The sequence below is a fragment of the Streptomyces sp. NPDC053367 genome (genome assembly GCF_044545925.1).
Taxonomy (GTDB): domain Bacteria; phylum Actinomycetota; class Actinomycetes; order Streptomycetales; family Streptomycetaceae; genus Streptomyces.
Genome location: NZ_JBITYN010000010.1, coordinates 94,634 through 107,553, shown reverse-complemented (window position 1 = coordinate 107,553; position 12,920 = coordinate 94,634). Strand labels below are relative to the sequence as shown.

Annotated in this window: 13 protein-coding genes; 7 read left to right on the top strand and 6 right to left on the bottom strand. The window is 72.4% G+C overall.

Features of this window, described 5'->3' with window-relative positions:
• Positions 1 to 6 precede the first annotated feature (6 nt).
• From msrB to ACIGXJ_RS27280, 4 genes are all read left to right on the top strand, one after another.
• Positions 7 to 414, top strand: a complete 408-nt coding sequence (msrB, locus tag ACIGXJ_RS27295) for a peptide-methionine (R)-S-oxide reductase MsrB (protein WP_399650452.1) — start codon at positions 7 to 9, stop codon at positions 412 to 414.
• A gap of 255 nt (positions 415 to 669) precedes the next feature.
• Positions 670 to 1,827 (top strand): ABC transporter ATP-binding protein, encoded by a 1,158-nt coding sequence (locus tag ACIGXJ_RS27290; protein WP_399650450.1) that lies wholly within the window; start codon positions 670 to 672, stop codon positions 1,825 to 1,827.
• On the top strand, positions 1,824 to 2,492 hold the full coding sequence (locus ACIGXJ_RS27285) for an ABC transporter permease (protein WP_399650447.1): 669 nt from the start codon (positions 1,824 to 1,826) through the stop codon (positions 2,490 to 2,492). Before ACIGXJ_RS27290 ends, ACIGXJ_RS27285 begins: the two co-directional genes overlap by 4 nt.
• Entirely contained in the window at positions 2,489 to 3,157 is a 669-nt protein-coding gene (locus ACIGXJ_RS27280; RefSeq protein ID WP_399650444.1) for an ABC transporter permease, read from the top strand. Before ACIGXJ_RS27285 ends, ACIGXJ_RS27280 begins: the two co-directional genes overlap by 4 nt.
• A 16-nt stretch (positions 3,158 to 3,173) precedes the next feature.
• On the opposite strand, the gene ACIGXJ_RS27275 is transcribed toward ACIGXJ_RS27280, so the two are convergent.
• From ACIGXJ_RS27275 to ACIGXJ_RS27260, 4 genes are read right to left on the bottom strand one after another with little or no spacing between them, the layout of a single operon-like run.
• Positions 3,174 to 3,773 carry a GTP-binding protein gene (locus tag ACIGXJ_RS27275; RefSeq protein WP_399650441.1) on the bottom strand — a complete coding sequence of 200 codons (600 nt, stop codon included), beginning with the start codon at positions 3,771 to 3,773 and terminating at the stop codon, positions 3,174 to 3,176.
• Entirely contained in the window at positions 3,760 to 4,188 is a 429-nt protein-coding gene (locus tag ACIGXJ_RS27270; protein WP_399650438.1) for a DUF742 domain-containing protein, read from the bottom strand. The genes ACIGXJ_RS27275 and ACIGXJ_RS27270 overlap by 14 nt, the downstream gene beginning before the upstream one ends.
• Before the next feature lie 23 nt (positions 4,189 to 4,211).
• The gene (locus ACIGXJ_RS27265) at positions 4,212 to 4,706 is read right to left on the bottom strand and encodes a roadblock/LC7 domain-containing protein (protein ID WP_399650435.1); all 495 of its coding nucleotides are present in this window, start codon (positions 4,704 to 4,706) and stop codon (positions 4,212 to 4,214) included.
• Positions 4,703 to 7,363, bottom strand: coding sequence for an ATP-binding protein (locus ACIGXJ_RS27260; protein ID WP_399650993.1), 2,661 nt, complete (start codon positions 7,361 to 7,363; stop codon positions 4,703 to 4,705). The genes ACIGXJ_RS27265 and ACIGXJ_RS27260 overlap by 4 nt, the downstream gene beginning before the upstream one ends.
• A 186-nt stretch (positions 7,364 to 7,549) precedes the next feature.
• Between ACIGXJ_RS27260 and ACIGXJ_RS27255 the strand changes: the two genes are divergently transcribed.
• Entirely contained in the window at positions 7,550 to 8,509 is a 960-nt protein-coding gene (locus ACIGXJ_RS27255; RefSeq protein WP_399650433.1) for an ABC transporter substrate-binding protein, read from the top strand.
• An 81-nt stretch (positions 8,510 to 8,590) separates the two neighbouring features.
• Here the strand turns inward: ACIGXJ_RS27255 and ACIGXJ_RS27250 are convergent, their stop codons facing one another.
• Together ACIGXJ_RS27250 and ACIGXJ_RS27245 are read right to left on the bottom strand one after the other, a co-directional pair.
• On the bottom strand, positions 8,591 to 9,016 hold the full coding sequence (locus ACIGXJ_RS27250) for a DUF6114 domain-containing protein (protein WP_399650431.1): 426 nt from the start codon (positions 9,014 to 9,016) through the stop codon (positions 8,591 to 8,593).
• Entirely contained in the window at positions 9,013 to 9,693 is a 681-nt protein-coding gene (locus ACIGXJ_RS27245) for a DUF6230 family protein (protein ID WP_399650428.1), read from the bottom strand. The genes ACIGXJ_RS27250 and ACIGXJ_RS27245 overlap by 4 nt, the downstream gene beginning before the upstream one ends.
• 394 nt (positions 9,694 to 10,087) lie before the next feature.
• Here ACIGXJ_RS27245 and ACIGXJ_RS27240 point away from each other — a divergent pair, with 394 nt between their 5' ends.
• Positions 10,088 to 10,735: a Tat pathway signal sequence domain protein gene (locus ACIGXJ_RS27240; RefSeq protein WP_399650425.1), complete on the top strand. Its 648-nt coding sequence runs from the start codon at positions 10,088 to 10,090 to the stop codon at positions 10,733 to 10,735.
• A gap of 313 nt (positions 10,736 to 11,048) precedes the next feature.
• Positions 11,049 to 12,851 carry a S8 family serine peptidase gene (locus ACIGXJ_RS27235; RefSeq protein ID WP_399650422.1) on the top strand — a complete coding sequence of 601 codons (1,803 nt, stop codon included), beginning with the start codon at positions 11,049 to 11,051 and terminating at the stop codon, positions 12,849 to 12,851.
• Positions 12,852 to 12,920: the final 69 nt, after the last annotated feature.

Sequence of the window (12,920 nt, the reverse complement as noted above, 5' to 3'; positions counted from 1 at the left end):
GGGCTCATGTCGTACGACGTCGAGAAGCCGGACGAGCAGTGGCGCGCGGAGCTGACCCCGTCCGAGTACGCGGTGCTGCGGCAGGCCGCCACCGAGCCCGCGTTCACCGGTGAGTACACCGACACCCGGACCAAGGGCGTCTACTCCTGTCGCGCCTGCGGCGCGGAGCTGTTCACCTCGGACACCAAGTTCGAGTCGCACTGCGGCTGGCCGAGCTTCTACGACCCGCGGGACTCCGAGGCGGTGGAACTGATCGAGGACCGTTCGCACGGGATGGTCCGCACCGAGGTGCGCTGCGCCCGCTGCGGATCCCATCTCGGGCACGTCTTCGAGGGCGAGGGCTATCCGACGCCGACGGACCAGCGCTACTGCATCAACAGCATCGCGCTGCGTCTGGCGCCGGACGCGGACTGACCCCGGGCAGGGCGGGCACCGGCGGGCGGGTCACCGGGTGAACCGCTTCCCGGACGACAGGGCGGTGTCCGCCGCTTCGCGCCAGCCGTGGTCGATCGTCAGGGCGTGGCCGCGGCCGGCCAGTTCCGTGATCTCGGTGACCGCGGACGCGTGGGTGCCGGGCAGTCACGGGACACGTGTCCACACCGCCGCAACACCCGCGGTCTAGACTCACCCGGCGACAACCCGCTGCCCCATCACCGGAGGGTCCCCGTCTTGATACGGATGGATTCAGTCACCAAGCGGTACCCGGACGGCACCGTGGCGGTCGACCGGCTCTCCCTCGACATACCCGACCGCGCGATCACGGTCCTGGTGGGCCCCTCCGGCTGCGGCAAGACGACGACCCTGCGCATGATCAACCGCATGATCGAGCCCACCGACGGCACGATCGAGCTGGACGGGGTCGACATCCGGCAGCAGCCCGTCAACGCCCTCCGCCGGTCCATGGGTTACGTCATCCAGAACGCCGGCCTGTTCCAGCACCGGACCATCCTCGACAACATCGCCACCGTGCCCCGGCTGCTCGGCTGGGGCCGGGCCAAGTCCCGCGAGCGCGCCCGCGACCTCATGGAACGGGTCGGCCTGGACGCCGCGCTCGCCCGGCGCTACCCCTACCAGCTCTCCGGTGGACAGCAGCAACGCGTCGGCGTCGCAAGGGCGTTGGCAGCCGACCCGCCGGTACTGCTGATGGACGAGCCGTTCTCCGCCGTCGACCCCGTGGTGCGCAAGCAGCTCCAGGACGAACTCCTCAGGCTCCAGGACGAGTTGGGCAAGACGATCGTCTTCGTCACCCATGACATCGACGAGGCCGTCAAGCTCGGCACCATGGTGGCCGTGCTGCGCACCGGCGGCCGGCTCGCCCAGTTCGCCCCGCCCGCCGAGCTGCTCTCGCACCCCGCCGACGCCTTCGTGGAGGACTTCCTCGGCGCAGACCGCGGCATCCGCAGGCTGTCCTTCTTCGGCTCCGCCGGACTCGGCCTGCTCACCGCGCCGATCGTCGCCGTCGACTCCACCGCCGAACAGCTCGCCGCCCGGGACGGCGCCGACTTCCCCTACCTCCTCGTCACCGACCTGGACGGCCGGCCGCTCGGCTGGGGCGAGCGGGGCGAGCTGGTCGCGGGGGAGATCGACACCGGCCGGCTCCTGTCGTACGGGAGGCCGTTCGTGCCGGGGGAGGACTCGCTGCGCGCGGCCCTCGACTGCGCCGTGCTGTCGCCGACCGGCTGGGCCGTCGCCGTGGACGCCGAGGGCCGTGCCGTCGGTGTCGTCTCCCAGACGGCCATCGGCGAGGCCATCCGCGGCGCCCACGCGGCCGGCCGGGACGGCGGGGCCGGGGCGTACGGCCGCAGCGACGCCAAGGTCGCCCGATGAACCGCTTCTTCGACATCCCCAGCGACCTTCAGCACAGCTGGGCCGGGCTGATCGGACTGCATCTGCGCGAGGCGCTGCTGCCGGTCCTCGCCGGGCTGCTGCTCGCGCTGCCGCTGGCCCAACTCTGCGTGCGCCTGCGCTGGTTGTACGCGCCCGTGCTCGCGGTGACGACCGTGCTCTACGCCATCCCCTCGCTGGCCTTCTTCGTCGTCCTCATCGACTACACCGGCCAGAGCGAGCTGACGGTGATGATCCCGCTCACCGTGTACACCCTCGTCGTCCTCGTCCCGGCGATCGTCGACGGGGTGCGCTCGGTGCCGCCGGAGACACTCGCCGCCGCCGAGGCGATGGGCTTCGGGCCGCTGCGCCGTTACGCACAGGTGCAGTTGCCGATCGCGGTGCCCGCGATCATCGCCGGACTGCGGGTGGCGACCGTCTCCAGCATCTCCCTCGTCAGCGTCGGCATGCTGATCGGCAACCAGGGCGCCCTCGGGAACCTGCTGCACGACGCGAGCATCTACAACCGGCCCGAGCTCGCCTGGAACGCCGTGCTCACCATGGCCGCCCTCGCCGTCCTCGCCGACGCCGCACTGGTCGCCGTACGCGCCCTGCTGACCCCCTGGATGCCACGAGGGGCCCACTCCGGGAAGGACAACGGCCGGTGAACATCCTCGACTTCGCCCGCGCCTTCTTCAGCGACGGCGCCCACTGGCACGGCTACGACGGCATCCCCACCCGGCTGGCCGAGCACATCCGGTACACCCTCCAGGCGCTGGCGCTCGCCGCCGCGATCGGGCTCCCGGTCGGGCTGGTCACCGGCCACTACGGCCGCGGCGGCAACGTCCTCGCCCTGATCGCCACCGCGGGGCGCGCCCTGCCCACCTTCGGCCTGCTGGTGCTGCTGACCATGACGCTGGGCTTCGGCATGCTCCCGGTGATGGTCCCGCTGGTCGTGCTGGCCGTCCCGCCGATCCTGGTGACCACCTACGAGGCCGTGCGCTCGGTCGACCCCGCCCCGGTGGACGCCGCCCGCGGCATGGGGATGCGCGAGCGGGACATCATGCTGCGCGTGGAGCTCCCCGAGGCGCTGCCGCTGGTCCTCGGCGGGCTGCGCACGGCCGCCGTGCAGATCGTCTCCACGGCCACCATCGCCGCGTACGTCAGCTTCGGCGGCCTCGGCCGTTACATCATCGACGGCCTCTACCAGCGCGACTACGAGAAGGTCGTCGGCGGCGCCACCCTGGTCGCGGGCCTGGCCCTCGCGACCCTCGCCCTGTTCTGGGCGGTGGGCCGGCTCGCCGTGTCACCGGGGGTGCGCAGAAGCGCCTAGGCCCTACCGGGAGCGGTCAGGCCTCCTGCCGGGCAAGGGCCACTTCCAGTACGGCCAGCAGCGCGTCACGCACCGAGCCGCGGTCACGGGCGTCGAAGACGAGGACCGGGACGCCCGCGGAGACGTCCAGGGCCCAGCGGACCTCCTCCAGGGTGTGCTCGACGCGTCCGTCGAAGGCGTTGACGGCGACCGCGAAGGGGATGCCGCGGTGCTCGAAGTAGTCGACGGCGGCGTAGCAGTCGTCCAGGCGGCGGGTGTCGACGACCACCAGCGCGCCGACCGCGCCCTCGGTGATGTCGTCCCACATGAACCCGAACCGCTCCTGGCCGGGCGTGCCGAACAGGTACAGCTTCAGCGTGGGGTCGATGGTGAGGCAGCCGAAGTCCATCGCCACGGTGGTGGTGGCCTTGCGCGGGACGTGGGTGAGGTCGTCCACGCCCGCCGCCACCTCGGTGATGGGGGCCTCGGTGGTCAGCGGCTCGATCTCGGAGATCGCGCCGACGGCGGTGGTCTTGCCCACGCCGAACCCGCCCGCGATCACCAGCTTCACCGGCAGCGGCGGGCGGGCCGCGGTCCGGCCGGCCGGGGAACCGGCGAACTGCTCAGTCGGAGTCACGCAGTGCCCCTCGGGAGTCGGGGATGGCGCGCAGGCCCTCGATGACCCGGCGCAGGACGGACGCGTCGTGGGTGGCGGCCGTGTCGGGCACGTGCACCGTCAACTGCCCGGCCGCGCGCAGGTCTTCGGCCAGCACCCGGACGACGTTCAGATGCAGCCGCAGCCGGGCCGCGAGCTCCGCGACGGACAGCGGCTGCCGGCAGGCGGCGACGATGTCGTGCCGCTCGAAGGAGAGCCCGTCGAGCGCGGCGAGCCCGTCCGCGGTGGCCACCACCTGGGTCTCGACGGGCATCGGCCGGCCGGTCGCGGTGGGCGCCACCCGGCCCGCGGTCAGCAGGAACGGCCGTACGGCGGGAACAGGGCCCTCGGGCTCGGGCAGGTGTCCCTCCGCACCGGTGCCGCGGTCCGCCGCCATGGGGGTCTGCGTCCTCCCGTCCGTCAGCCGGGCCGCACCGCGCCGACGCTGTTCTTCAGCTCCAGCACGAGCTGCGGGCTGAGCGCGGCACCGGCGCGGTTGGCGAACAGGGTCATCTCATAAGCGATGTTGCCGAGCTTGGCCTCCTTGTCGGCGACCACGCCGAGCACGGCTCCGGAGCCGATCGCCGAGACCAGCACATGGCCGCCCTCCAGGTCGATGATGACCTTGTTGAGCGCGCCGAGGCCGTAGTTGCCGGACGCCCCCGCCGCGAGGCTTGTCAGGCCCGAGACGATCGCCGCGAGCCGCTCGGAGTGGGCGCGCTCGCGCAGCTGGGCCACCGCGATGAGCAGCCCGTCGGAGGACACGGCGATGGCGTCCACCACGCCCGCCGTCTCCGTCGCGAACCGGTTCAGCAGCCAGGTGAAGTCCGCCGCGGCCGCCCGCAGGTCCTCCGGTGCCGCCGGTTCCTCTGGTGCGGCGCCCCTCGTCGGGCTGCCGCCTGTGGACGTGCTCACTGCTCCGCTCCTTCCGGGGGGTCGGCCTCTGGACGCGCGCTGCCACTCTGTCCGGCGCTGTCACGGTGGGCGCGCTCCACCGCGGCCTCGAACTCCTCCAGCTCACTGCGCACGACGTCCGCGTCGACCGGTCCCGCGCCGTCGCGGCCGCCGTCGCTCCGGCCGGGCGCCCGGTGGCCGGCCTCGGGAGCCGTGGTCGTACGAAGGGACGCACCCCGTACCCGGCGCCGCAGGGCCGTGCCCGGGGCCGGGCCGGCCTCGGTGCGGGCCCTCGGGATCAGCGCGGCCCCGCCCTCGCCCCCGGCAGGCTCCGCACGGCGCGGGACACGGCGGGGCAGCGGGGGGTTGTCCTGGACGGGGCCGTCCCCGGCGCCGGGGGCCTGGGCGGGGGGCCGCGGCGCAGCCACCGAGGCCGCCTCACCGGCGCCGGCACCGGCATCCCCATCCGCACCGGCACCCGCATTCGCGTCGGCACCCGTACGCGAACCGCCCCCCGCCGTCGCAGGGCTCGGGCCCGACGGCAGGCCGGCCTCGGCCGACGTACCGCTCGCCACCGTCTCGGACGCCGTGTCCCGAGAGACGTGCGCGTCCGCCGAGCCGCCCACGCGCGCCGAGCTCCCCGTCTCCGCCGGGGCCCCCGCTCCCGCGCCCGGCCCCTCCGGCACCAGCAGTGCGCCCGGTACCGCCACCTCCGCCGTGACGCCGCCGCCCCGGGTGCGGGACAGGGTCACGCCGATGCTCCAGCGGCGCGCCAGCGTGCCGACCACGAACAGGCCGAGCACCTTGGTGGGGACGAGGTCCAGCCGCTCACGCCGTACGAGACGGGCGTTCTCCTCCGCCAGCCGCTCGGCGCTCAGGCCCAGGCCGTGGTCGGCGACGGTGACGATCGCCCCGTCCGCGCCGGCGGCGACGGTCACTTCCACCGGGCTGCCCGAGGGCGAGAACCGTACGGCGTTGTCGAGGAGTTCGGCCACCATCAGGGTCAGGTCGCCGGACACGTCCGGGGACGCAAGAGCCTCGGTACCGGCGTGCAGGGCGACCCGCTGATAGCCCTCGATCTGCCCGAGCGCGGCCCGTACGACGTCGCTGAGCCGGACCGGGCCGGAGTCCAGGACGGTCTCGCGCAGGCCGGCCAGCAGCATCAGGCTGTCGGCGTTGCGGCGCAGCCGGACCGCGATGTGGTCGATGCGGTAGAGGCGTTCGAGCAGCGCCGGGTCGGTCTCGCCGCGCTCGACCGCGTCGATGAGGGCGAGCTGCCGGGTGGTGAGGTTGCTGACCCGGCGGCCCACGTTGCCGAACATCTCGGCGACGTTGCGGCGGCTGAGCACCTGGCGTTCCAGCAGGGCGGCCGCGGTGGTCTGCACGTGGTTGAAGGCGTCGGCGAGCTCGCCGATCTCGTCGCGCGCGGTGACGGGCATCGCGCGCAGCTTCGGCGGGCTCTCGTCCTCGGCGTCGTCGTCGGCGACCCGGGCCAGTTCCCGCCCGGCGACCTCGGCGACCTCCCGCGCGGCCGCGGTGAGGGACCGGACCGGGCGTACGACCGAGCGGCGCACGACTACCGACAGGGCGAGCCAGGCGAGACAGCCGAACACGGCGAGGCCGAGCAGCAGGCCCGCGCGCCACTGGGCGTCCGTGGCGGCGCGGTCGGCCCGGTCGGCGACCTGCCCGATCAGCGAGGTGGTGACGCCGAGCCGGACACCGGCCTGCGCGCGGTAGTCGGGGTAGTCGGCGAGAGCCCGGCGGAAGGCGGTGCGCACCTCGGGCGGGGACGCCGCCTGCACCCCGCTCGGGTCGATGCGCAGCTCGGCGTAGGTCAGGGTGATGGCGGCCTGGGCGCTGTTGTGCTCCATGCCGCGCAGCTCCTCGGCCTGCTCCTCGGTGGCCAGCCGGGTGAACCGGTCGGCCTGGTGGGTGTACAGCTCGAACGAGCCGACGGCGGCGAGGAGTTGGGTGAGCGCGTTGGAGTCGCGGGTGCTCGCGGCGAAGACACCGGTCTCGAAGGAGCCGTGCGCGGCACCCGCGCGCAGCAGGGAGTCCAGCAGGCTGCCGGTGACACCGGCGGCTAGCGCGGGGTCGCGGCCGAGGCCGAGTCCGTCGATGAGGCCCCGGGCGGCGCCCGCGTAGGCCGGGTCGATGTTGTCGGCCGGCAGATAGCCCTGCTCGACGGTGGCCCGCAGTCCGTCCAGGCCCTCGACCTCGCGCAGGGCCTGCGCCTCGGTGAGCGGCAGGCGGTCCCCGAACGCCCGGCGCACCTCGGCGATCTGCCGGTCCACGACCTTCTGCGCGTCGCGGTAGGCCGCGACGGAGGGCGGGGAGACGCCCTCGGCGGCCTCATGGCGCACCGACAGCAGGATCGCCTGCTGGTGCTCGGCCTCCAGCCGGTCCACCAGCCGGGCCACCTGGGTGCTGTCCCGCACCAACTGCGCCGCCTCGCGGGCGCGCCGGGACTCCTGGAGCAGATCGGTGACGAGATACGCCAGCAGCAGCGCGATGACGGCGAGCGGGACGCCGAGCAGCACGTCGAGCTTGCGGCGCAGCGGCCACCGATCGGCGAAGCCGCGCAGGCCGCTCCGCTCCTTCGGGGACACAGCGCCTCCTGGGGGGTGGGCGTCAACTCCCGGGAGAGTACCGCCTCTTGAGGCGGCCGGCGGTCCCATCTCAGACACAACCGGTCACTCCCCGATGCCAATTGGTGACCAGGCTGCTCTTGACTGACCGCAAACCCGCTGGATTGGATCGACGGGTGAGCGGAGCCCGCACCCCGCGCACGCCCACGGCAGCCCCGCACGCACGCACCGAACGCCCGGCCCCGACCACCGACTTCCGAGCCCGGAACGGACATTGTGACTTCTACCGAGAAGAGCAGCTGGACCCTCACGAGACACCCCGGCGTCGCCGTGGCGACGCTCGCCGTCATGGCGACGCTCGTCGCGGGATGCGGCTCGGACGACGGAACCTCCGACAACCCGCTCGTGGGCGGCAAGGCCGAGGGCGACTCGGTCGTCGTCGGCTCCAACAACTTCGCCGAGAGCATCCTGCTCGCCGACATCTACGGCGAGGCCCTGAAGGCCAAGGGCATCGAGGTCACCTACAAGCCCAACATCGGCAGCCGCGAGACGACGTACGGGCTGCTGAAGAACGGCACGATCACCGTGCTGCCCGAGTACAACGGCTCCCTGCTGGCCTATCTGGACCCCAAGGCCGAGCAGAAGTCAGCCGAGGCGGTGAACAGCGCCGTCAAGGCCAAGCTGGACCGCAAGCTGACGCTGCTCCGGTCCTCGCCGGCCGAGGACAAGGACTCCGTGTCCGTCAACGCCGAGACGGCGGAGAAGTACGGCCTCACCGAGCGGTCGACGCTCGCCGACCTCAAGGACATCGCGCCGGAGCTGGTGATCGGCGGCTCGCCGGAGTTCCAGACCCGCCACCAGGGCCTGGTCGGCCTGGAGTCCGAGTACGGGGTGAAGTTCAAGTCCTTCAAGGCGCTGGACGCGGGCGGTCCGCTCACCCAGGCGGCGCTGAAGAAGAACACCGTGCAGGCGGCGGACATCTTCACCACCGACCCGATCATCACCAAGGAGAAGTTCGTCGTCCTCCAGGACCCGGAGAACCTCTTCGGGTTCGCCAACGTCACCCCGCTGGTGTACAAGAGCGGGCTGTCCCAGGAGGGCGTCGCCGCGCTGAACGCGGTCTCCGCCAAGCTCGACACCAAGACACTGCTGGAGCTGGACTCCCAGGTGCAGCTGGAGAACAAGGACCCGCTGGACGTGGCGAAGGCCTGGCTGAAGTCGGCCGGTCTGGACTGACGCCCCGGCCGACCGCCCCGTACACGCACGGGAGGCAAGGCCGCGGGGAACGGCGTACGGCCTTCCCCGCGGCCTTCTCGTTCAGTGCGCGGCAGCCGCCCGCGCCTCCCTGCGGCGGCGGCGCCGGCTGCGGCGCGGTTCCTGGTCGGGCAGCCAGCCGAAGGCCAGGCAGCTGCCGGCGCAGCCGAGGAGCAGGCCGAGCAGGAAGCCGCCGAGGTTGGACGTGGCCCAGGTGCCGAGCGAGAGCAGCAGACCGGTGAGGGAGTAGAAGAGGCGCTGGCCGGGGCTGCAGAGCAGCAGCAGGCCGCACAGCACCATCAGCGCCGGCAGCAGGTAGCCGGCGAGGCCCTGCATGCCGACATGCAGGACGACCTTCAGCGACGCCTTCATGGTGAGCAGGATCTCCGCCCCGGCGAGGGTCAGCAGCAGCCCGCCCCAGAAGGGCCGGCGGCCCCGCCAGTGGCGGAACGCGGCCCGCGCCCCGGTGCGCTCGCCCGCCTGGCTCACGGACAACCCGACTCGCTGAAGCCGAGCTTGAGACCGGGAAGCCGGAACACCGCCGCCGTGGTGGCGTAGTTGGTCTGGCGCAGGTTGTCGATGTGCACGGTGTCGGCCTGCTGGCTGAACACGCCGATGGGGCCCTTGGTCCTGACCTTGTCCAGGGTGCTGGCGTCGTTGCCGATCTCGATGTTGCGGAACGCGGCGTCGCCGGACAGCTGGGTGGAGTCGGTGGTGAGGCCGCTCGCCTTCACCTTCTCCTTGCCCCAGCCTGCCTTGATCAGCAGGTTGGTGCCACCGAGGTCGACGCTCTGGCACAGGTCCGTCAGCGTGGCGTCGTCGATCACGGAGGTGACGACCAGCACCTGACCGCCGGTGTCACCCTCGTTGGGGCTGCCCTCCGCCATGTTGTCCAGCCCGCCGAACTGGGCGAAGCCCGTGCCGTCGAGCGAGCTGGCGGTGACGGTGAAGGGCATGCCGGAGATCGCGAACTGCACGCCGAGCGCGCCCTGCGCGGTGAGGATCGCCAGCGCGGCGACTGCGGCGACGGCCCCGACGGCCGGCACCGCGGCCCGCCGCAGCCGGACCCGGCCGTGCCTCTCGGGGCCCTGCGCGGGCGCCGCGGCGCTGTCGCCGTCCGGTGGTTCGGGCGTGGGGTGCGGGGTGTGGTCCGGGGACGAGGCCATGACTGCTCCCAGTGCGGATGAGTGCGGTGTGGGTTCCAGTGGCGCGGTGTCCTGGCGCGGACGCCGGCCACGGCGGTGCCTCCGCTCGCGAACTCCCGGTGTTCGCAAGGGCTTTCTCGTGCGCCGCTGTGGCCGTATCGGGGAAGTTACCCGGGGTTACATGTGCGGTCAACCGTTCGTGCGCAACTACTGGACTTCGCGTCAGCAGGAGCCGCCGATTTTATTGTCTCGGGGTCAAGTTCCGTTCGAACCATTGACGTTGACTGGTTGTCAGCTCTACAAACTCCCTTGCTTCTCCCGGATCCGTGGCGCCGGATCCGGACCGTCCCGCGGCACGGCCGCGTACCCGGACCGGCACGGCCGCCACCCCCATTCCGGAAGCAGAGGCATCCGCATGCGTACTCGCACCCTTCTCCCGATCGCCGCCGCAGCCGCGGCGTTAACCCTCCCGCTGGCCGCCCCCGCCGGCGCGGCCGCCGGACCCGTCCTCACCACGGGCGGACTCGGCGGCACCCCCGTCGCCACCGGCGCCGTGCTGAACGCCTCCCTGGCCTCCGGCACCACCGCCACCTTCTACTCCAGCACCACCGGCACCAGCGGGGTGAGCTGCGCGACCTCGCAGTTCTCGGCCACCGTCACCGCCAACCCGACCGCGCCGGGCACCGCCACCGAGTCGCTGACCGCGCAGACCTTCGGCTCCTGCACCAGCAATGTCACCGGGGTCACCGGCGTCAACGGCATCACCGTCCAGAACCTGCCGTACACGGCCACCGTGACGTCCGCCGGAGTCCTCACCGTGACCCCGCCGGCCGGCTCCACCATCCGCACCACGGTCTCGCTGCGCACCCTGCTGGGCAACGTCTCGTGCGTCTACCAGGGCTCCAGCCTGACGGGCGCGGCGAGCAACGCCGACAACAGCATCACCTTCTCCAACCAGCCCTTCACCAAGGTCTCCGGCTCGTCCCTGTGCTTCTCCAACGCGTACTTCAGCGCCAAGTACGCGCCGGTGACCACCGGAGGTGCCGCGGTCTACGTCAACTGACCCCGCGGAGCACGTGGATCCTCCGGCGCGTTCTCGCGCCGGGGGATCTGGATGAAGAGGGGCAAAGCAGGTCGGCCGGGGGACGGCAAGGGTGGGATTCCGGCCGGATCGAGGGTTTCCCCTGTACCCCTACGCACACGCCTTTCCCTATCGTTCGAACACAGCCGACCCCCAGGTAACCCCCACGACGGGTCGGCGTAACGCGCCTGGCCGGCCATACGCGAACGCTTTTCGAACAGCCCCCCTCCGCTTCGAGGACGAAGCGCCAGTCCACCGCTCCGCCCTGCTCGGAGCGGTCACGAAAGGCAAGCCCTTGCGTACCTCTGCCCCCACCCGGCGAAGACTGGTCTCCGCCGCCGCCGTCACCGCGGCCCTGTTCACCGCGGCCACCGCCACGGTCGCCGTCGCCCAGGACACCGCCTCCCCGACCCCCTCCGCCGACCTCGCGGCCCGCACCGAGGCCGCCCCCGGCACCCCGGCCGAGCGTCTGATCGTCGGCTACAAGTCCGGTGCCGCCGAGGCCAACTCCAACGCGGCCGCCGAGGCCGACGCCGCCGCCAAGGGCAAGGAGGCCGGCGAGGACCTCGACTTCCAGCGCCGCCTCGGCACCGGTGCCGCCCTCGTCGACCTGGGCGAGGACCTCACCCGGGCGGACGTCGCGGACGTCATCGCCGAGTACCAGGCCGACCCGCAGGTCGCCTACGTCGTCCCGGACCGCCTGAACACCCCCAAGGCCGACCCGAACGACACCGACTACGCCAAGCAGTGGGACCTGTTCGAGACCACCGCCGGCATGCGCGTCCCGGGTGCCTGGTCGACCGCCACCGGCTCCGGCGTGACCGTCGCCGTCATCGACACCGGCTACGTCGCCCACTCCGACCTCGCGGGCAACATCGTCGGCGGCTACGACTTCATCTCCGACACCGCCGTCTCCGTCGACGGCGACGGCCGTGACTCCAACCCGGCCGACCCGGGCGACTGGTACGCCGCGGGCGAGTGCGGCACGGGCGTCCCCGCCAGCAACTCCTCCTGGCACGGCACCCACGTGGCCGGCACCATCGCCGCGGTCACCAACAACAGCAAGGGCATGGCCGGCATCGCCTACGGCGCCAAGATCTCCCCGCTGCGGGTGCTCGGCAAGTGCGGCGGCTACGACTCCGACATCATCGACGCCATCACCTGGGCGTCCGGCGGCACCGTCACCGGCGTCCCCGCCAACACCAACGTCGCCAAGGTCATCAACATGAGCCTCGGCGGCGACGGCGCCTGCACCTCGGCCACCCAGTCCGCGATCAACGCGGCCGTCAACCGCGGCACCACGGTCGTCGTCGCGGCGGGCAACGAGAACGACAACGTGGCCAACCACTCGCCCGGCAACTGCAGCAACGTCATCTCCGTCGCCGCGACCGGCCGCACCGGCTCGAAGGCCTCCTACTCCAACTACGGCTCCCTGGTCGACATCTCCGCGCCCGGCGGCGAGATGAGCACCGGCACCGCGAACGGCATCTACTCCACGCTGAACTCCGGCACCAAGACGCCGTCCACCGAGTCCTACGCCTACTACCAGGGCACCAGCATGGCCACCCCGCACATCGCGGGCCTGGTCGCGCTGATGAAGTCGGCCAACTCCACGCTGACCCCGGCCCAGATCGAGTCGGCCATCAAGACCAACGCCCGCGCGCTGCCCGGCACCTGCTCCGGCGGCTGCGGCGCCGGCCTCGCCGACGCCACCAAGACCGTGCAGGCGGTCGCCGGCGGCACCAGCACCGGCACGACCTTCTCCAGCACCTCCGCGGTGGCCATCCCGGACGGCGGCGCGGCGATCACGTCCCCGATCACCGTCTCCGGCATCAGCGGCAACGCGCCCTCCACCCTCAAGGTCGGGGTGAACATCACCCACACCTACCGCGGTGACCTGGTCATCGACCTGATCGCCCCGGACGGGTCGGCGTACCGTCTGAAGTCCTCCAGCTCCTCGGACTCCGCGGACAACGTCAACACCACCTACACGGTGAACGCCTCCACCGAGGTCGCGAACGGCACCTGGAAGCTGCGCGTCCAGGACGTCTACTCGGCCGACAGCGGCACGCTCAACAGCTGGAACCTCACCTTCTGAGGCACCCGGCCCGAACGGGCCACCCGGCCCGGACGGGCCACCCGGACAGACGGGCCGGCCGGTGCGGAT